The sequence below is a fragment of the Marinilactibacillus sp. GCM10026970 genome, assembly GCF_042660675.1.
Classification (GTDB): domain Bacteria; phylum Bacillota; class Bacilli; order Lactobacillales; family Carnobacteriaceae_A; genus Marinilactibacillus.
Genome location: NZ_JBHSUL010000031.1, coordinates 76337 through 97085, shown reverse-complemented (window position 1 = coordinate 97085; position 20749 = coordinate 76337). Strand labels below are relative to the sequence as shown.

Genomic DNA, 20749 nt, shown 5'->3' with positions numbered 1-20749 from the left:
AAACTGTAACAACAGTTATACTTCATAAATTTATTTTAACACTGATGAAAATCTAACAAAACATTTATTAGTTATCGTTATAAAGATCTCTAGTATATACTTTGTTTTTAACGTCCTTAATATCGTCAGTAATTCTATTAGCAACAATAACATCACAAATATCTTTAAATTCATCTATCTCTTTAATTACTTTGGAATTGTAAAAGTCATTTTCTTCTAACACTGGTTCATATACTACCACTTCTATACCTTTAGCCTTGATTCTTTTCATAATACCTTGGATAGAGGATTGTCTAAAATTATCCGATCCTGCTTTCATAACCAATCTATAAATTCCAACTCTTTTAGGGTTCTTACTTAAGATTTGATCAGCGACAAAATCTTTTCTAGTACGATTAGCTTCTACTATAGCTCCAATAATATTGTTTGGTACTTGATCATAATTTGCAAGAAGTTGTTTTGTATCCTTAGGCAAGCAATATCCACCATAACCGAAGGAAGGATTATTATAATGATTCCCGATGCGAGGATCTAAACTTACTCCATCTATAATAGATTTTGAATCAAGATTATGCACCTCAGCGTAGGTATCTAATTCATTAAAATAAGCAACTCTTAGTGCTAAGTACGTATTAGCAAACAATTTAACAGCTTCTGCTTCAGTTGAATTCATCAAAAGAATTTCTATATCATCTTTTAGAGCACCTTCAGCTAATAAGTCAGCAAATTTACTGGCACGATCAGACTTTTCACCTATGATAATTCTACTAGGGTATAAATTATCATATAAAGCATTTCCTTCACGAAGAAATTCAGGAGAAAATAATATTTTATCTGTTTTATATTTTTTTCTAATCGAAGCTGTATAGCCTACTGGTACAGTTGATTTCACAATGACAACAGCTTCTGGAGCAAATTTCATGATATCTTCTATAACTAATTCTACTAAAGAAGTATCAAAGTAATTGTTTTGATCATCATAATTTGTTGGTGCTGCTACAATAACGTATTCAGGATTGTGGCTATACGCAATTTCTTTACTAGAAGTAGCCTCAAGATCCAAATCTTTGTTAGATAAATAATTTTCAATTTCTTTATCTACTATAGGTGATTTCTTATTATTTATTAAATTAACTTTTTCTTCAACAACTTCCAAAGCTTTTACTTGGTTATTTTGTGCTAATAAGATTGCGTTTGATAGTCCAACGTATCCCATTCCTACTACAGTAATGTTCATTCCATACATCCTTCCAATATCTATACTTAATTAAGCTCAAGCTCATGTTTAAGAATATTGCTAACTCTTTGAATCTCATTATCAGGGATGAATTCGTAATAAATTTCATCCTGGAGTCTTCCAGCTCCTGTTAATTGTTCCTGATTGATGTTACCGATTGCTGAATTATATTTTGTAAATGTATTAACCATGTTATCAAAAGTTAAATTTGTTTGCATGTTAACACTCAACGTATTTAAAACATCCTTATAGTTAAGTACCGATTCTACTGATGCCATTTTTCTTGCAGAAGCTTGGACCACTTCACGTTGTCTTTCTTGCCGTCCGTAATCTCCGTTAGGATCTTTTTTTCGCATTCTTGAATATTCTAAAGCCATCTTGCCATCCATATTAGTCTTCTGTCCATCAACAAAACTATATCCACCCTGCTCAAAAGTTAAGTGAGGAGTAACGGTAATTCCACCTACTGCATCTACAATTTGTTGCAAACCTTCCATATTAATAGATATGTAATAATCTATTGGAATATCGAATAAATTTTGTACAGTATTTACAGACATAGACGTTCCGCCAAATGCGTATGCATGGTTGATTTTATCCATAGTACCTCTACCTGAAATTTCTGTATAAGTATCTCTAGGTATACTAACTAAAGTTGTTTTATCCGTATTAGGATTGATGGTCATAACCATCATTGTATCTGATCTTCCTTGTTCTACCCTTCCCATATCTCCAGTATCTATTCCCAAAAGCAAAACTGAAAACGCATCCGTCCCATCATCTACAACTAGAGGATTATTACGTTTTTGTTCTTGATCTGAGGGAGTATACATATTTTCAGTTGATGCTTGTAAATCTCTATATATTTGCCATCCTACAAATAGTCCGGTTACAGTAAAAATCCCTAAAAATACTATTAAACCAGTTAATACTTTCTTCCATAAAGGTTTTTTTGTTTTTGACTTTTTCTTTCTTTTAACTCGAGTATGATTATCCATTCTGTTCCTTCTTTCTCAGTATGTAAGTGAACCCTTACCTATTCTACCAATAATTTTGAAGAATACAATGAGTATTTTATTGAATTTTCTGAACAATACTTACTTTTTGTAGTAATCTTTGTACCATTTAACGAATTTTGACAAACCTTGTTCAATAGTTGTACTGGGTTCGAAATTAGTCTCTCTGTTCAAATCACTTATGTCTGCGTAAGTTGCTTGTACATCTCCAGGTTGCATTGGTAGAAACTCTTTTACTGCTTCAACTCCAAGATTTTCTTCTAAAGTTTCTACAAAATCTAGCAATCTTACCGGTTTATTATTTCCAATATTGTAAACTTTATAAGGCGCGTAACTATCTTTAGGTGATGAATTTTGGTAATCGTATTCTAGATTGAGTTTAGGTGCTTTATCTAGTAGCTGAACAATTCCATTAACAATATCATCGATATAAGTAAAGTCCCGCATCATATCTCCGTTATTGAAGATTTTAATCGTTTCTCTTGCAAGTATTTTTTTTGTAAAAGAAAAATAAGCCATATCAGGTCGTCCCATTGGACCATATACTGTAAAGAAGCGAAGACCAGTAGTAGGAATATTGTAAAGGTGGCTATATGTATGAGCCATTAATTCATTGGATTTTTTTGTAGCAGCATACAGACTAACTGGATGATCTACAGGATCTTCAGTTGAAAAAGGCATTTTTTTGTTTGCACCATACACTGAACTGGATGAAGCATAAATGACGTGTTTAACTTCATGATGTCTAGCGGCTTCTAATATATTTAAAAAACCTACTATATTAGAATCAATATAGGCGCGAGGATTTTCAATTGAGTAACGAACCCCGGCTTGCGCAGCTAGATTAACTATAATCTCTATATTAAATTTTAAAAATACTTCTTCAATCATACCACGATCTTCTAAGTTGGCTTTTAAGAAAGAAAATTTCTCATAGGGTTTCAAAATTTCTAATCGGTCTTTCTTTAATTGTACTTCATAATAATCATTTAAGTTATCGTACCCAACAACTGTATGTCCTTCTTCTAAAAGTTTTACTGATAAGTGCATACCTATAAACCCTGCTGCACCCGTTACTAGTATAGTTGACATTCATTTACCTCATTTTCTATGATGTGAAATAATTTTAACAAAGTAGTTATTGAAATAATTTAATTTGCTTAATTCAATTAACTAGCACATATACTTTTAATCACGTGCTCTTTAATTTTATTACAAACCACTAAAGTTTACAACAAGCACTTTTTCCAGAAATCAAATTATAATATTTAACATTTTCAGATTCATCCTGTATTTACTTCGTATAAATTTTGTACCTTTATTTCTAATGATATAACACTACTATTGATTATTTATTTTTAATTACGTGTTTACATAGGTACTTTTAAAGAAAAAGTCAACTTATGTAGATTTATAACCTCTACATAAGTTGACTCTATCATCTTATTTTTAATATATTACATCAATTCCCAAAATATCGATTTACACCATCTGTGATAGCCGTTGTAATCGTGTCTTGATAAGCACTTGTACGAACTTTTTTTAGTTCATTTGCATCACTCATGAAACCGAGTTCTACTAATATTGCTGGCATTTCGGTTTTTCTGAGTACATTTAAGTCTAAACCTTTAACTCCTCTATTGACCATTCCCGTTCTTTGGACCATCGTGTTTTGAACACTGTCTGCAAGATCTCTACTTTGTTTGATTCTAGGATTAGAGATATTTAGTTGGTCTCTTCTGGTCTGAGTTGGGTAGCTATTGTGATGAACAAAAGTCTCTAAACCTTTAGAACCTGTAGGCCCAGCGTTGTAATGAACACTGATAAAGATATCTGCATTTAAATTGTTTGCTAAAGTCGAGCGATAGTTTAAATCTGTTGCTAGAGCAGTTGAGAAATGTTTATCTGTTTCTCTTGTCATAACAACTTCATATTTACCTGTATTACGTAGTTTGGTTTGTAGCCTCTTCGATGTATCTAGATTCAATGCTTTTTCAGCAACACCATATACAGCACCAAAGAAGTTTCCACCATGTCCTGGATCAATAACGATGACTGGCTTTCTACCTCCTAAACGTTCGTATTTAAACAAATCAACTACCTTAGAAGGTAAAACGGCTTCTCCACCAAATAAGGTATAGCTTCTAATTTTATTGTTGCGTGTAAAGCTCATGGCTTTTGTCATGTTAGCATCTACTTCATTGACCAGCACAACACCAGTGTTGTTTTTACCAGCTAATACGGATCCTGTCAATGCATCCACAAAATCTCTACCAGTTGCCACATAAGCACTATTTTGGATACCAAAGAAATCTAAAACGTTGATATTGGTTTCGTAACGACTACTACCAGGAATACGTTTTTGCGATCTAGCTCCTGAATTGTGTAAGGTATCTGTTGAAGATTTACTAATGGCGTCCACTCCACCAATGACATACCACATGTTGATTTGCTTAGCCATTTTCTTAGGTTGGTCTGCTAAAGCTTTGCTTCTAGTCAAGTAAATAGGTGCACCACGACGTCCTGCAATTGCAGCAACACTCATGGCATCCGCAAAGTCTTCTCCACTAACTAAAAAGGCTTCGCTAGATTTTGTACGGCTTCTAATTTCATTCGCAATAACTTCCGCTGTATCATAACGGGTTTTTCCAGAGAATCTTTTATTAGAGAGTCCAAGTTGAGACAATCTATTTTCTACTGATTTAGAAATAGCTGCTTCTCCACCAAGGATAATCGCTTGTTTCGCACCTAGTCGTTGAATTTCTTTGATGGTTGCATCTTCTAATTTGTCTGTTCTAGTCAGTAAAATCGGTACATTCATATTGACAGCTAATGGCACACCAGCTAAGGCATCCGCAAAGTTATGCGAATTCGCAATGATAACAGTCTGAGATGTTCTCCAGCCATTTTTACTGATTTCTGCAGCTGTATGGAAACGGGTGCTTCCACTAAGTCTGTTAACTGAATTCATAACGGTACTACTAGTCGATACATCATTACTGAATACACTGAATTGGTCCGTATCAAGTTCTGGCGTCAGTGCTTCGAATTCTTCTACAAAAGATTGATCAACTGACTCTTTATGGTCTGCCATAAAGCTAACGAGCGAGCTTAATTCAGCGTCTGTAAAGTTCAAGACATTAAACATTTCCAATTGAGAATTAACTGTTTGTTCCGCATCTAAAAAGAGTAAGAACTCATTGATATAGCCTTGGATTTCTGATTCTGATAATGAGTCAAAGTTTGCAAGAAACTGCTTGAAGGCAGCTGTTATTTCTTCTTCAGAAGTAAAGTCTATGTTTAGCTCTATTGACGCCGCTTCAAGATCTTCTTCTGATGCTGCTTCGTTTTCTTGTTCAGGTATTTCTGTGATTTCTTCTTCTGTTACGTCACTATTTTCTGTTTCTGCATAAACTGTGCTGAACTTTAATACTGTAAACACGAGAGCAAAACTTAGCATAGCTGCGATAATAAACTTAAAACCTGTATTCTTTTGAAGATGTTTAAACATGATACGCTCCTTTTCAATCCTTTGACAATACTTACAACAACTGTCTACCTACTGAGCTTTTGTACTATAGTTTTTCAATGAATCTGCAATTTTATTTGGCAGTACTTTTTCTCCACCAAGGAAATTGAATTGATTGATATTTTCTCGACTAACAAATTGGATATTTCGATTTAAAATATCTTGTCTGTTTTCTGTTAGCATGATTCCTGTATTTTTCTGAGCCGCTAGTACTGCACCCGTTAAGGCATCGATATAATCTCTACCGGTCGATACATAAACCTGACTATTGCTCGTACCGTAATGCTTGATCACATTTTGATTGGTTTCATAGCGGTCTGAACCAGATATTCTTGTCGCACTGGCACCAAGTTTTTGTAGTTCAGCTTCTGTACTCGCTTGAACAACACTTGAACCTCCGATGATCTGCCAATTTTTAATCGTTTTAGTGGCTTCTTTAATATCATCCGTTAAACGATCTTGTCTTGTTAAATAAATAGGTCTATTATTTTGAGCAGCGAATGATGCGACACTCATAGCGTCCACAAAGTTATCTCCACTTACAATAACCGCTTCTTTTACACCCGGAGATTGTCTATTTAGTTCTTTTGCTATTAAACCAGCCGTCTGGTATCTTGTTTCTCCTGCGAGTCTATTAACGGAAATCCCTTTTTGTGCTAAAGTTTTTTCTACATTAGCAGAAATCGCTTGTTCTCCACCTAAGATCACAACGTTTTGAGCACCTAATCTGTTTAGCTCATTCAAGGTAGCTGATTCTAGCTCACCTGTTCTAGTGAGTAAAATTGGTGCATTCATTGCTCCGGCTAGTGGAACACCTGCTAAAGCATCTGCAAAGTTATGAGAATTTGCCAGTACGACCGTACTAGATTTATCCCAACCTTGTTTACTGATATTAACGGCTGTCTCAAAACGGGTCTCTCCACTGATACGTGACACTTTACGGTCATATTGTGTCAGGTTGTATTGATTGATCTTGTCTTTGATTTTACTCACATAAACGCCATCTGTAGCGTAGCCTTTCAAACCACCGTTATCCAACACATCCCAAACTGATTTTGAATTACTTACCCAAGTACCAGAATAGAAATTGCTATCCCAGCCTGGACCATACCTTAAGCGGTCTGCATAGCCTTGTACTGCAGCCGGATAAGAACTAAAAGACTGGAATTCAGCAAGCACTTGAATTTTTTCAGTTTTGTCGCCGACTTTAACTTCTTCCCATGTCCAGTCTAAAATACTCGTAACACTACCTCTTGCTTTAAGCCCCATCAATACATGGTATGGCGCTCTAGACTTGTCACTCATCCCGACGCTTCTTTCCACTCCCGTTTCATGAATGGCTTGCGCAAGCATCAGTGAAGGCCACAGTTTTTCTTCTCCGCTTTGATTCGCAATTTCAACTGCGACGGGTGCTAGTGATTGAATCATTTCTTCTGCTGAATTGTATGTAAGTGGCTTACCGTATTCAATCAATTTTGCTTTCTGTGATGAAGCTAGATTCGCTTCCACACCTTGTTTTGTGACTGCTAGTTTTGTACCGATATCTAAGTGATTTGGTATAGAAGAAAGATTGTTCCATACACGAAGTTGCGTTTGCGTTAGGCCAAAAGACTGACTAATTGAATAAAAAGTATCGCCTTTCACGACTGTATAGATGCCATTTTTATGGGTTCTGTTAACAGAAGACGTTCTTACTTCAGTCAGATCAATAATTTCTGCATCTAACTCAAGGCTTTCTTCACCGATTAATTCATCATTATTTAAATGCGAAAGAATATTTTCTACTTCCACACCATTCAACTCATCAGCGCTTACCTGATGATCTAATAAACTAAAGCCCAACGCCAATGGAATCAACGTTGTTACGATATGTTTCTTTGTACTCTTTTTCATCTTATCCTCCTTTTATTTAAAGAACAGGTTTCAGTTAACTATTTTGATTTTAAGTGATCTACTAACTTACTTGGAAACAGTCGCTTCGCTACATTTTTGAATTCAGTCAAAACTTTGTGCTTTGAACTGACAGACTCAACTTTAGAAATAAAGGGACGTCTAAACTTTAGAGATAAAGGATAACCATTTGATAAATTGTAGAGGTACTTTATTCGACCTTCGACAAAATCAAGTTTGAAATCCATATACGTTTTCTCTTTTAGCATTAAATCTAGTACCCTAATGATTTTATAGTAAGAGATGTAGGCATACTTCAACTGTTCTATTGAGCGGTTTGTCGTGATTGAATTCAATCGATATCTTCGGTAATACAGATCTTCATTCAAGTAAAGCATACTTTTAGCTTCTAAAAACAATTGAGTAGAAAACAACTGATCTTCATGAATGATATTTTCTTCGAACAGTATTCCATTATCGATGACAAGTGACTTCTTGAAAATGTACAAGCATGGACTTGCTTTAAAGCTGTCCAAGTTCGCTTTAAGAGACTTTCCTGTATAGAGGTTCTCTTCTTTTAGAAACTCGCTAAGATCGTAATTTACGACGGTATAATCTAGTGCGACGCCTTCTTCATAAAAAGGTGTTGCATTGAATCTCACCATATCAGGCTCATATCGTTCGACGAGTGGCAAAAGTTGACTAATGGTATCTTCTCTCCAGTAATCGTCTGAATCAATAAACACCATATATTCTCCTACCGCTTCAGACATGCCTTTATTTCTTGCCACAGACACACCTGAGTTCTTCTGCGCAATCACAGTGAAATCCGTATCTTTTTGAAGATTATAAATCACTTCTAAGCTCTGATCTGTGCTTCCATCGTCTACAACAATCAATTCTGTATCATTTGTCATTTGCTTGAGCACTGACTGGATACATTCTGCAATATAATCCTCTACGTTATAAACTGGAATAATGATTGAGAGTTTTTTGTTCAAAAGCTAACCTCCTAACTTATTAATACATTTTTATTAATTTATGTAAATATAATAACAATTTAGATTGAATCTAATTTATTATATTATAAACACTCTCACTTCCCAATTCTATTATATGACTTCCGACATTACAACTGCTTATGGGTAAAAATTACATTTTTTTGTAGTAATTTCAATAATTTAGACAACTATTTGATACATTTTTTGAATAAAATAGGTCTTTTCTCGAATATTTCACAAAATAAAGGGCTTTAAATCCTATAAACATACTGTTCGTAAGAGTTAAGCCCTTTTTGAAAATATTTTTTAATTTACGACAAGATCTTTCAATTCTTTGAATTGTTTTGTAACCAGTACACCAACTAGCAAACCGATCACAAAGATTATTCCTTTGTATACTAAATTGAAGAAGATAATAGAAGTGATATCTGGCAACCAGAAGAATAGTAAAAACTGAATTAGTCCCATTACTAATGGTTTCGATAAAGCAACCAGTACTTCTTTGTATGTCGATTCAAAAACTTTATACATTAATAAGTAATTATTTATGACAAAGTTAATCGTAAAGGATATAACAACCATCATGGCTACTGATTCGATTGTACCAAGATAAACTCCATAACAGATTGCAATGACGTTAAAGATGGTAGATTGTATACCTGAGAATAACAGCAAATCTGTACGGTTCGCTGACTGATAAAAGGCACCTGTACTAGATGCAATCATTTGAACCCAGATCGATATGGCTAATATTTGGAATACGGGTATACTGGCTTCCCACTGAGAACCGGATAGTAAAAGAATAATTTCTCGTGCTGCAAAGAAACAAAAAACTGATACGGCAATACCGATATCTCCTAGTAGACGAATAACTTTCAAATAAACGTCTTTAATTACATGCTTCTGATCTTGATAGTCAGACATAATCGGTTGAATAACGGGAGTCAGTACCCCACTTAAGATTGTATTTGGATAGACAGATAACTGGTAAGATCTATTATAGAATGCAAGTGGAGATGACCCCATAAACCGACCAATCAAGATATTATCCAGATTTCTAGAGAAATAATTGATGAAGTTAAACATAAACTGGTTTCTTGCGAAGGCCCATATTTTTAAAATAGGCTCTTTTCTCAACTTAGCTCTGTAATTAATTTTCGTACGACTAAAATAGAAGGCAAACATTGTTAATACCTTTATCAATCGACCAATAATAATTGAATAATAACTGAAGCCGAGCAACGCTAAAGCAATGGCAACTATACCAAAAAGTATATTCGATACAACTTCTAATACATTTACAGATTTGAAGTCTTTTCTTTTGAGTAATAAAGCCCTAGGAATAATCATGAGTCCATAAAAGAAAATCTCGAATCCCATAATGATGAATATAGGTACATAGACCGTTTGATCATAAAAGTTATTCGCAGGCTGTCCCAGTAAGGCAAATACAAGCCCTAAAATAAAAGAGACAATGACTGAAAATTTAAAAATGGATCCTGTATCTTCGTCATCTAATGTTTGATTTTGGATAATGGCTGGTCCAAACCCCATGTCCGCTAGCATATCAAAAAATACTAGAAACACTTGCACGATGGTTACGATACCATATTCTTCAGGTGTCAATAGTCTAGCCAAGACTGCATTGATCAAAATATTAATGATCATATTCGAATATTTTCCTATAGCACTGAATATAATCCCTGTCTTAAAATCGCTTTTCGACATTGCGTTAATTCCTTCTTTCTTACAAATACGTTTTTTAAACTCATTAAATCAAAGTGTACAGTACTTAACTAAAATTTATATTAAGTATTTACTTTAAAGCATCTTTATAAATTTCACGAATTTTATCTGCATAATCACTTGGATCATGATGTTCTTTAACATAACTAATTGTCTTCTCAGCTTTGGTTCTTACTTGATCTCTATTTTGATAAATATCCAGCACAATTTTTTCTAGTTGATCCATGATCACCTGACTCAATTCTGTTCGCTGTTCTTCGGTCACATATAGCCCTTCACCAAACTCATTTTTTGGTACATCGATCACCCAACCGTGCTGATTACTATTGATTTCAGATAGTGCTCTAATATCTGTTGTAATCACTGGGCAACCGCTCGCTTGCAATTCTAATACTGAATATCCATACGTATCTGCCCAAGTCGGTAATAAGCCGATCTGATGGGATTTCATTAAGTCTAGTACTTGAGTGTTCGGAAGACTCTTGTGATGGGTAATCCATGTTTGATTTCTTTCAATAATGGAAACAGCTTCGTCAATTTCTTTCTGTCCGGCTTTTGTAGCATAGTCATAGGCATCCAGCTTACTGACGATCGTCAGTTGTAGCTGAATGTTCTGCTGATTTACAAGTTTTTCAAACGTTCTAAGTATTTCTAGTCCACCTTTACGGAAAAAATCTCCTCCGACGATAATGAACGATAAAGCATCCGATTCTTTGATCATTTTATCTTCATAACGTTCTACCAGAAGTTTCTGTGGAGGATGGATTACGACCATTTTTTGCTCGATACGCTCTTTGTACTCTGGATAGTGATTCAATAATGTCGTTTCAAAGTTCGCTGTACACTCTGAAATCGCTAGGATTTTTTTACAAGTATCTCCTGCCAGAGCCTTTAAAGCTTTTTCCAGTTGTTTGTTTTGTTTTGGAATGCCTTTTGTTTGATGATCCAGTAAAGGAGAAAATCTTGGAATAAAGGTTTCAAACGTAGAGACCCAAGGCGTTTTACCGTAGCTAATATTATTAAAGAAATGTAGTAAATCGACTTTGTTCAAACCAAAGTCATTGAATGCATGTTTCACATCGGCAAAGTTGTGTTCTGCATTCGGTAATTTCAGTTTCTTAGGTACATAAGCTACATAACTTAGAAATTTATAGTAATCAAAGATTTTTTGGTACTCTACACCATCAACGATATCAATAATACTGCGTGTATTTGGGTATGAATCCCAGACGTAACCTACTTTAATCTGACTCATGATTGATCTGTCCTAACCTTATTTTGTATGGTAATCTTTTTCGTTAGCATATTCTTTCAAATAAAATTTTACTTTGTTCAGCACAAACATTGGGTTAATGTATTTTCCTTTTATTAAAGTAACTCGGTTTGAAGTTAAGAGATAAAGTGCTTTTAAAATCGCTTTTGAAGGTAGTTTGTATTTGATTGCTGTAATAATTGAGGTCAAGCCACTTAAATCCAATAGCGCAAATGAATCTTTATCTAGATTGGTTTTAAGGAATTTGTAGTAAGTAATAAAGACCTTCAGTCTAGTGAAGTAAGAAGCTTCACTTACTGTCGTAATCAAGCTCCCAGCACTTTTAGTCACACAATAAATTACTTCATCACTCACATGATAATTTTGAAGCCAATACCCAACGAGTGTTGAAAACATGACATCGTTTGAACTCATCACTTCTTCAAACTTGATTTGATGTTCTTCAATGAATTCACGACTGATTAGTTTGGACCATGGCACCATATATTTGTATCTAAGGTTCAAATCATTAAACTTGGATGGATCTTTTAGTGCCTGTTTCGTTAGTTTTGCATACTCTTCGTGACGCTCTGTCAACTCACCCGTTTCAAGTTCCATACTGGTGGGCGTGAAGAAAACTACTTCTAAATTCGTTTCAAAATATTGAGAAACTTTGTTATAAAAGTTTTCAGTGAAAAAATCATCGTCATCCGCAAATAATAGCCATTTACCATCTGCTAATTCTAACCCTGTATTTCGGCATCCGCCTGCACCTTTACCATGGCGGTTTTCTACAAAAAGAACGTTTTCGTTTTGGTATTCTGATGCCAGTTGTTGAAATGAAGCTTTAGTTTTAATGGAATGATCATCTATTACGATCACTTGAATATCTTCTGAACTAGGAATCGTGTGCAGCAGATTCTTTAAAGTCTCTACAGATTCATAGTGGGGAATAATAACCGTTAAATTGTACATATAATCTCCTTAACTCTTCTCTGATCTTACACAACTACTATTTGCTCATAGACTAAAGTATACCCTCTAAAATGGCAAATTAAAAGAGGGGTCTCCCCCTCTTTCTAGTATTGTACGATTGTGACAGGTGCATCCAGTTTTTCAATCTGAATTCTTTGGTTTTTGTACCAGTCTTTATCGGTTTGATTTTGTTTCACTAGAATCACAACTTCGTCATAAGTGTACGCTGGATTCGTATTAGATACTTCGTCAGCAATCGTTAATTTAGTTTGTTGTCCTGAAACGGCTTTTTGAGACAACTTTTTGCTTAATTCAGTAGGTAATACTTGTTGGCTCAAAACAAGTTTCTTTTTAGAAGTCGGATTTTCAATCGCAAAAGCTAGATTATTTAAATATTGTTCTTCTGAAACAGAAGCTAGTTTAGTTAAATAAACCACTTTATCTTTAGCATCTTTTTCTAATTTATAAGAAACGGGTACTTTTTTCTGGAAGACGGATTTAAAAACGGCAATGATTAGCGCCACGATAAGTGATAGAACAATTCCACCGATAACTGTCAAAATGATTGCTGTAGTAGAAAGTTCTGCTAACTGTGTTCCAGCAAGATCGAACCAAGATTGTTCCTCTTCTAGAAACGGCTCGTCGTCCATTGCGTAGACTGTTTTATCTTCAAGAAAAGGTAATTCTTGATTTGTAATAAGATCATAATACGCATTCGCAATTTTTTCGTTGTCCGCTACATCAGCTGTTCCGATTACAACACGTAAAATATCGTTTTCGCTAGCTACCCCAATCGAATGAATCGCTTCAGGTTCAATTGCAACACCTGATCTCTCTTCAATCATCGATACGACATCTTCACTAATCATAATATTTGTAAGTACTGCTTGATTGTTCATAAACTCCTGAGACTCTTTTTCTACCAATACTTTGAATGTATATCGGTCATGACCGAGCGCTTCTTTAACTTGATCTAGTTCACTTACCGATACATCTTCTGGTTCTCTTTCTAAAATCTCAACAACTTCTTCTTGTGATAGATACTCTGGTTCTAATATTTCAGAATCCGAGCTTAGCAAGTTATAACCAAACAAAGCTAAAAACACAACTAGAAATCCAGCTATCGAAATCCCTATAAGCTTTTTATTGACTTTGAAAAATGATTTAATTTCGTTCCATGTGGGTATAAGATTCACTTTAGTTCCTCCAATTTAAATATATATCTTCCATCATTCGAGCCGTATGTCTCATGTCATATGCTTCCAGTTCCTTGAGTGCCTCGTTCCCTAGTGGTTCTGAGAGCACTTTTTCAGCCCAATAGTCTTTTGGCTTATCTAGTGGAACAAACGTGACATTCTCTGACAGTTTTGTTTCTTTGGAAATTGTATCTGCAAGTACCAATTTATTCCCTGATGCCTGTGCTTCTACAGCAGAAATCGGTAATCCTTCGTAAAGAGAAGGCATCAAGAAGACACCAAATGCTTTTAACAGTTCCGGTATATCTTCTCTTACGCCTAGAAAAGACACTTTTTCGTTTATTCCAAGCGATGCTACCTTTTCTTTGATACTTTCCTCAAGAGAACCTTCTCCTAATAGTAACAAATGACTATCTGGTTGTTTCTCAAGGATTGCTTGAAAGATTTCAACCAACAAGACATGATTCTTTTGTTCTTCAAAACGCCCAATATGTCCAACAACGAAAGTTTTATCATCAATAGACAGTTGTGCTTTGATTTCTGTTTTAGATAGTGGAACAGAACGATATTTTTCTAAGTCAATTCCATTAGGAACAAATACAAAGTCGTGATCATTGCCAAATAATGCTCTTCCAGCATCATAAGAACAAGCTAGATAGTCAGTCGCATACTTGAACATCAACTGGTCAAGGACCTTTCTAATCGTTTTAAATACGATACTTTGACCTTGCTCATGAGCTGTTGCGTGACTATGGACAATCCTTTTTTTGATTCCAGCTTGATTTGCTAGCCAGAGATTTAATCCACCACCGAAAAAGACTTGGCTATGAACAATATCAAAAGATTCTTTTTTCAGCAATTGTTTCACTTCTTTGATGTAATTAAAAATATTTTTCTTAGGATTGGTCACATAAAAGATACGACCACCCAGTGATTCAATTTCTTTATGATAAGGCTGAACATCTTTGAATTCGTCGTAGATCAGAAAATCGAACTGAATCTTTGTACGGTCGAGATTTCTGTACGTATTCATCATAAAGGTTTCTGCGCCTCCTCTTCCCATTCGACCTTGGAAATGGAGAACTTTTAAAGGCTTAGACATTGATGATTTCCTCAGCTTTCTGATCAGAATTAGAAATTCCCTTTTAACTTTTCAATCACTTTTGGAGAAGTATTGCTCACAATATACATTACTCTTGAGGCGATATAGACAAGTCTTTTACTTTTTGATTTAAAGAGTAAACTCATCGCTCTTCTCATCAGCCCCTCTTTACTAGAAAGTTTTGTAGCCTGGACAACTTCTGGATGATGCAAAATGGTTTTAATATAACTTAATTTTTGTTTGAACGTGAATGGACATTCTGGACTATGCACAGGGATGATACAAGACATGACGCCTTTAAGGAATAAAGCACTCGATCCATCTAAATGATTTAACGTCAGTTTCTTTAATTCAACATAAAATTCCACGAATGTATCAAACTTGTTCATCAGGAATTTATTTGTCAGGCTATGGCGCCCTTCGAATGAATAGCGGTATAACACATCCGAAACCACTTTAACTTTCTCGACGTGTTTATAATACCGGATATTGAATAGTCGATCTTCACAACTACTATAAGGTGGAAACTGAATCTGATTCTCCTGGATAATGTTCAATCTGTAAACTTTATTCCAAATCACATACATCAATTGCTGATTCATCAATGGATAAAGATGTTGAAGAAAAGCTTCATTACTTTCAATCAATTGATTTTCTGCAATGACTTCTCTAGTCTCAGCGACTTCACCTTTGTCCATCACATTCAGTGCATAAGAAGACACAATTAAATCCGGCCTACTTTCCTCAAGAATCGCCGCATAGGTCTTAAGAGCACCTTTTGGTAAACCATCATCTGCATCCATCAAATAAAGATACTGTCCGGTAGCCTGCTGGATTCCAATGTTTCTGGCATTTCCCGGTCCCCCATTAGGAATCGTTTTTAGAGAGATCCTAGAGTCTGTATAAGTAAGATTCTGTACAACTTGTTCAGTGGTATCTTTAGAACCGTCATTCACAATAATCAGCTCAAAATCTGTCCACTCTTGCGTCAGAATACTGTTTACTGTTTGTTCAATACTTTTTGCAGCATTATATGCAGGCATGATAATACTAAAATAGGGCTGCCTCATAGTGATCTCCTTTTCTTTGTATCAGCTTTAAAATATTGTCTGATAAGGAATATATTGATTATACATACCAGAAATAATAAATATCAAAATAAAGACAACTGTTGAAAAACCAACGAAGCCGATAATATTGATCATCTTATATCTTGTGATGTTCTGGAATAGATAAGGGACTAATAAGATTTCAGTAGTTGCAAACATCGTACTAACCCTTCCACCGACTGTCTCCAGTCTACCCGTTGCTAATAATGCAAGTATTGCAATCAGGTAAGCCGTCGCAAGTATATTGTACCATCCTTTTTCATCTGATTGATCTTTTCTAATGAAATAGACTGAACCAATGAAAATTAGGATCTGCATCCATAAAATCGGATATTCTAGCCATGCACCACTTGCATGTGACGGACTAGTGAAGTAGTTTTTGTAGCTCTCTGGGATAACGCTGATAAATAATGACGGGTTCTGTATTATAAATCCCATCACTATAGCTAACGCCATAAGAATAAAAGCCTTTTTAAAGGTAATATCTTTAAGAATATAATGTAATACGTAAATTCCTAAGAATAATATAGCTGAATAATGGAACATTGATGCAGCTATTATGATAGCAAGGAATTTTAGTGGCTCTTTTTTTTGAATATAAGGAATCGCAAACAATAGTACAATTGCAACGAGCGAAGCTCTTACTTGTCCCATGTCTCTTGCTAGGAAGTAACGTGCGTAATAATAAACCATAACAAAAGAGGGATAACTGACATATTTGTATAAGAATATCGTTAATAAAATTAGAGATATCAACGAGAAGAACAAGACAAAAGTATAGTAGTTGAACCCAAGTGTTCTGAATAAAGCAACTAGAAACAGATATCCCGGTTCCAAGCGAATACTGCCGTCGAATAATTGACTAAAACTGTGTACTTCATCAAAGTACTGCTCATAGGAAGTGAAATCGTATCCTGTATAATGTCTGAGACCAGCCATCAACCCAAGCAGTGAACCTGATATGAAAACAACTTTCTTATTATTTGTCATTGCTTCTGTGATTCCTAAACCAATCAGCACTATGAATACAGCGATATAAAATACCATGTCTAACCTCCTACTTTGTGATTACTTGGATTGTAAATTTTAAATTGATGTTTTGAATATTCAGAGCCTGTATGATTCATGAATACCAGGACACATAAGACCATTAGCCAGTAAGCTGGTCCTAAATAGCCACCTTTGGAAACATTCAGCAAAACAAATACGATACCTAATGCAAAGTTTTGTTTTATGATCGAAACAGTTAGTACAAGCGCTGCGACTGTTCCAAGTATGCCTAAATCCGACTGGAAATAAGCAAATGTGTTGGTAATGACCGGCGTATGTCCAATACCATTCCCAAACAGTATGGTATCTCTTTGAATATATTGCCAGCTTTCAATTAATCTCATTTGAGCAGAGGTATCTTCTCCGCTGAATAAAGCCAAGGTTCTTTGAATTAAGGTCACTTCTATGAATTCCCAGAAAACAATGGTCAGTACAACCAGTCCAGCAATCAATAACCAGTAACCGGAGTGCCATTTCAATTCTTTGTCGATAACTTTTTTAATGAGTTTCATTCCAAAAGATAGACCCATGATTCCGATCATACTATACGAAAAAGTGCTAAAAATAATCAAGGTCAGCAACACATTAAATAGCCACTGCTTCTCAAACTTTATTCGAGAAAATAAATTGAACGCTAATACCAAATTCAAAAAGTAGCCAAAGTGTGCAGGTTCTGAAAACAGACTTCTCGTTCTAATGATTGCAGGATTGGACTCGAAAAAGTAACTATAAATATCGTATCTAGTGAATTCCCAGAATAATCTATAGGGCAATTGGCCATCTGAATAGAGTGCAATTGTAATGTAGATACCAATTCCCCCGAGAATCAGTGCCGTCCAGTTTAAGATCAATAAAAACTTCTTTTCAAAGCGTCTCTCTTTTATGTAATTAAATAGATTTGTAATCACGACCAGGTAAAAAGCGATTTTAATAAAGCTAGCGATGCCTAATCGAATATTAAAACTGTTATTTGTAAAAAACTGATACCCGTTATTAACGAGTATCATCGCTAATGGTAATCCTATCCATTTAATCTGTTTAGTTTTAACTTTGAATGCTCCAATAGTGATCAGCGTAGCAAGTACAAATCCCAGCATAACATCTGCAAAGGTTACAATACTAATCAACCAGTCAGATAGAAAGAAAGAGAGACTGACCATGCTTAGCAAGATCAAGCTCCAGATAGACACCTGCTGATCATTCCAGCTGGTCCATCTAGACCAGATTGATTGTTTTGGCATCTCAAAATCTCCTTCCTTCAAACTGTTTGATTGTTTATTTCAATACTTGAACTTTTTCTGGAATTTCCATCAATACAAGTTCTTCTTCAACACCTTGAGAAGAAACTTTGTCAAATAAGATTTTGATTGTTTGTAACATAATTTTCACGTCCATAATCAGTGAATACTTTTTGATATATAGCAAATCGAAATTCAGTTTACTATTAAAGTCTGTCGCATATTTACCATATACTTGTGCATATCCGGTGATACCGGCACGAATATTGTGTCTTAGATAATAATAAGGATTTTCTTTTTCAAATTGTTCAACGAAGAATGGTCTTTCTGGTCTTGGTCCGACTAGTGCCATCTCGCCTTTTAGTACATTGATCAATTGCGGTAATTCATCGATTCTAAGCGCTCTGAAATATTTTCCTACTGGTGTAACTCTAACATCATTGGCGGTAGATAATACTGGTCCAGAATCTTGTTCAGCAGTAGCACCCATTGTTCTGAATTTCAAAATACTGAATTCTGTCTGATCTTTAGTAATTCTAGTTTGTTTATAGAATACAGGTCCTTTAGACGTTGCTTTCACTAAGATCGCTGCGACTAACAAGATAGGCGAAGTAATGACCAAGAGGACTAGTGAAACTACGAAATCAATCGTTCTTTTGACCAAATCATTTTCAGGAGAGATTCTGAAGTTTGAAGCTTCTATCACACTTTCATCTTCAATACTCATGATGTTCGGATTGACTAGTACAAGGTTTTCAAAGTTTGTATTTAAAAAGAGTTTTTTGTCATTTCGAATCAATACCTCATAAATTTTCCTTTTTTCGTCATCATCAATTTGATCTGCTAGATAAACGATGTCAACTGAATCCATGTGCGCTTTGACATTTTCAAAATAGTGATCTACGTTTGCTTTTGTAATAATGTGGCGACTATTTTTCGAGTGCTCAAAGTTGTGGATGGCTTTTTTACAGGCTTCTTTTGATCCCACAACCATGACTTTTTTTGTTCCATCGATACGTTCATACAGTTTGAATACCAATACTCTCCATAAGAAGAGCGCAATTGTACTGACAATAAAAATAATTGCTATAACACTTCTTGGGAAAGTAAACCATCTTCCAAAAAAGGTTGTTGCCATAATGATGAAAGACATCAGCAATTGTATAATGACGGTCAGATATAAGAAATCTGCTCGCGATTTATTGTAGAGTATATAAACCCCAAACAAAATATTTAAAAATACAAATATAGCGAAAATGTAAAACATAGCACTTTCATATGACATGTAGTTGTAGTAAGGAATTTCCCATCCATATCTCACTAAAAAGGAGAACACAACAGATAAATGGAATATCACAACATCTGCTAATGCGATTAAAATCTTTTTTGTTCTATCAAATCCAACACTTTGTCCCATGAGGGAGCCTCCTAACATTACTCGTTGTCTCTACTAATTAACCAATCTATCCGTTTTTCAATGCATTCATCATATAAATGATCATTTTCCAGGAATACGGTCTAATTTTTGTATTAAAAGATAAAGTTTTCCATCTAACTTTCAGTTCTTTTATTCGCTCTTTTTTAGTTAACTGACTATCTTCTGCGATACTCAGCATAACGTAATTCAAAATAAAACTATCATACCCTTGACTACTAAAAACTGCTTTATGGTCTACACCCCATTGTTCAGTGAAACGCCATCTGTTAATATACCCTATTCTGGTATCTTTGGGAACATCAGAATGATAGATAATCTGTGGTTCAGTATCTTGGATAATCGTCAAATTTTGTTCCTTATCCAGTTTCAGTAGCCAGTCCCAATCCTGATGCTTTGGCAAACCAACCGTAAACGGTGTTTCTATCGCCATCCATTTCGGTACAAGTACGGTAGACGTTTGAATAAAACCGATATTTCTTAAGCCTTCTGTTTCAAACAAATAGTCAGCGATTTTACTTTTTCCACTTTCCTCATAGTTCACATTCGGTAAGGGGGTATACGTTTCTTGGTCTTTCTCTTTGTATCTTAATAATGTTGTAAAACAAAGAAAAGCTGTATCCGTAGTTAGATTTTTCTGTTTCAGTAAGTCTATCTGTGAAGTTAGTTTATTTTCAAACCATTCGTCGTCATCATCCAGTAAGGCAATCAACTCACCTGTTGCAGCTCTAATTCCAATGTTTCGTGCTTCACTACCGCCCACTTTTTCTTCTGTTTGAATCAAGGTAATCTTGGTAGTTGACTTGGCTTTAATTTCATCTACTAATTGCTCAGTCGCTTTTGATACGCCATCAACGACCACTATAATTTCAACATTTTGATACGTTTGTTTTAAAACACTTTCCATTGCTCTTTTGAGAAAAGAAGGTCTATTAAATGTAGGAATCACTACACTGATCTGATTTTCATTCAT

Annotated in this window: 16 protein-coding genes; all 16 read right to left on the bottom strand. The window is 35.0% G+C overall.

Annotated elements, in window-relative coordinates; all coding sequences use genetic code 11:
* Window positions 1-67 precede the first annotated feature (67 nt).
* The 16 genes from ACFP65_RS09395 to ACFP65_RS09320 all read right to left on the bottom strand — a co-directional run bounded on the left by ACFP65_RS09395 (window position 68) and on the right by ACFP65_RS09320 (window position 20749).
* Window positions 68-1237 (bottom strand): nucleotide sugar dehydrogenase, encoded by a 1170-nt coding sequence (locus tag ACFP65_RS09395; protein ID WP_379917997.1) that lies wholly within the window; start codon window positions 1235-1237, stop codon window positions 68-70.
* A gap of 26 nt (window positions 1238-1263) precedes the next feature.
* Window positions 1264-2235, bottom strand: a complete 972-nt coding sequence (locus ACFP65_RS09390) for an LCP family protein (RefSeq protein ID WP_379917995.1) — start codon at window positions 2233-2235, stop codon at window positions 1264-1266.
* Window positions 2236-2334: 99 nt separating this feature from the next.
* Window positions 2335-3345 carry an NAD-dependent epimerase gene (locus ACFP65_RS09385; RefSeq protein WP_379917993.1) on the bottom strand — a complete coding sequence of 337 codons (1011 nt, stop codon included), beginning with the start codon at window positions 3343-3345 and terminating at the stop codon, window positions 2335-2337.
* Window positions 3346-3715: 370 nt separating this feature from the next.
* The gene (locus tag ACFP65_RS09380) at window positions 3716-5764 is read right to left on the bottom strand and encodes a cell wall-binding repeat-containing protein (protein ID WP_379917992.1); all 2049 of its coding nucleotides are present in this window, start codon (window positions 5762-5764) and stop codon (window positions 3716-3718) included.
* Between the two features lie 48 nt (window positions 5765-5812).
* Window positions 5813-7675 carry a cell wall-binding repeat-containing protein gene (locus tag ACFP65_RS09375; protein ID WP_379917990.1) on the bottom strand — a complete coding sequence of 621 codons (1863 nt, stop codon included), beginning with the start codon at window positions 7673-7675 and terminating at the stop codon, window positions 5813-5815.
* Between the two features lie 38 nt (window positions 7676-7713).
* Window positions 7714-8673 carry a glycosyltransferase gene (locus tag ACFP65_RS09370; protein ID WP_379917988.1) on the bottom strand — a complete coding sequence of 320 codons (960 nt, stop codon included), beginning with the start codon at window positions 8671-8673 and terminating at the stop codon, window positions 7714-7716.
* 306 nt (window positions 8674-8979) lie between these two features.
* Window positions 8980-10401 carry a lipopolysaccharide biosynthesis protein gene (locus ACFP65_RS09365; protein ID WP_379917986.1) on the bottom strand — a complete coding sequence of 474 codons (1422 nt, stop codon included), beginning with the start codon at window positions 10399-10401 and terminating at the stop codon, window positions 8980-8982.
* A gap of 88 nt (window positions 10402-10489) precedes the next feature.
* Window positions 10490-11674, bottom strand: coding sequence for a glycosyltransferase family 4 protein (locus ACFP65_RS09360; protein WP_379917984.1), 1185 nt, complete (start codon window positions 11672-11674; stop codon window positions 10490-10492).
* A gap of 18 nt (window positions 11675-11692) precedes the next feature.
* Complete coding sequence (locus ACFP65_RS09355) at window positions 11693-12646, bottom strand: glycosyltransferase family 2 protein (protein ID WP_379917982.1); 954 nt, start codon at window positions 12644-12646, stop codon at window positions 11693-11695.
* A 104-nt stretch (window positions 12647-12750) separates the two neighbouring features.
* The gene (locus ACFP65_RS09350; protein ID WP_379917980.1) at window positions 12751-13842 is read right to left on the bottom strand and encodes a hypothetical protein; all 1092 of its coding nucleotides are present in this window, start codon (window positions 13840-13842) and stop codon (window positions 12751-12753) included.
* A gap of 1 nt (window position 13843) precedes the next feature.
* The gene (locus ACFP65_RS09345) at window positions 13844-14944 is read right to left on the bottom strand and encodes a glycosyltransferase family 1 protein (RefSeq protein WP_379917979.1); all 1101 of its coding nucleotides are present in this window, start codon (window positions 14942-14944) and stop codon (window positions 13844-13846) included.
* A gap of 29 nt (window positions 14945-14973) precedes the next feature.
* Entirely contained in the window at window positions 14974-16014 is a 1041-nt protein-coding gene (locus tag ACFP65_RS09340) for a glycosyltransferase family 2 protein (protein WP_379917977.1), read from the bottom strand.
* A 27-nt stretch (window positions 16015-16041) separates the two neighbouring features.
* Window positions 16042-17100 carry an EpsG family protein gene (locus ACFP65_RS09335; protein ID WP_379917975.1) on the bottom strand — a complete coding sequence of 353 codons (1059 nt, stop codon included), beginning with the start codon at window positions 17098-17100 and terminating at the stop codon, window positions 16042-16044.
* Window positions 17101-17102: 2 nt separating this feature from the next.
* A complete protein-coding gene (locus ACFP65_RS09330) occupies window positions 17103-18344 on the bottom strand; it encodes a hypothetical protein (RefSeq protein ID WP_379917974.1) in 1242 nt (413 codons plus the stop codon).
* Window positions 18345-18378: 34 nt separating this feature from the next.
* On the bottom strand, window positions 18379-19758 hold the full coding sequence (locus ACFP65_RS09325) for a sugar transferase (RefSeq protein WP_379917972.1): 1380 nt from the start codon (window positions 19756-19758) through the stop codon (window positions 18379-18381).
* Between the two features lie 46 nt (window positions 19759-19804).
* On the bottom strand, window positions 19805-20749 hold the full coding sequence (locus ACFP65_RS09320; RefSeq protein WP_379917970.1) for a glycosyltransferase family 2 protein: 945 nt from the start codon (window positions 20747-20749) through the stop codon (window positions 19805-19807).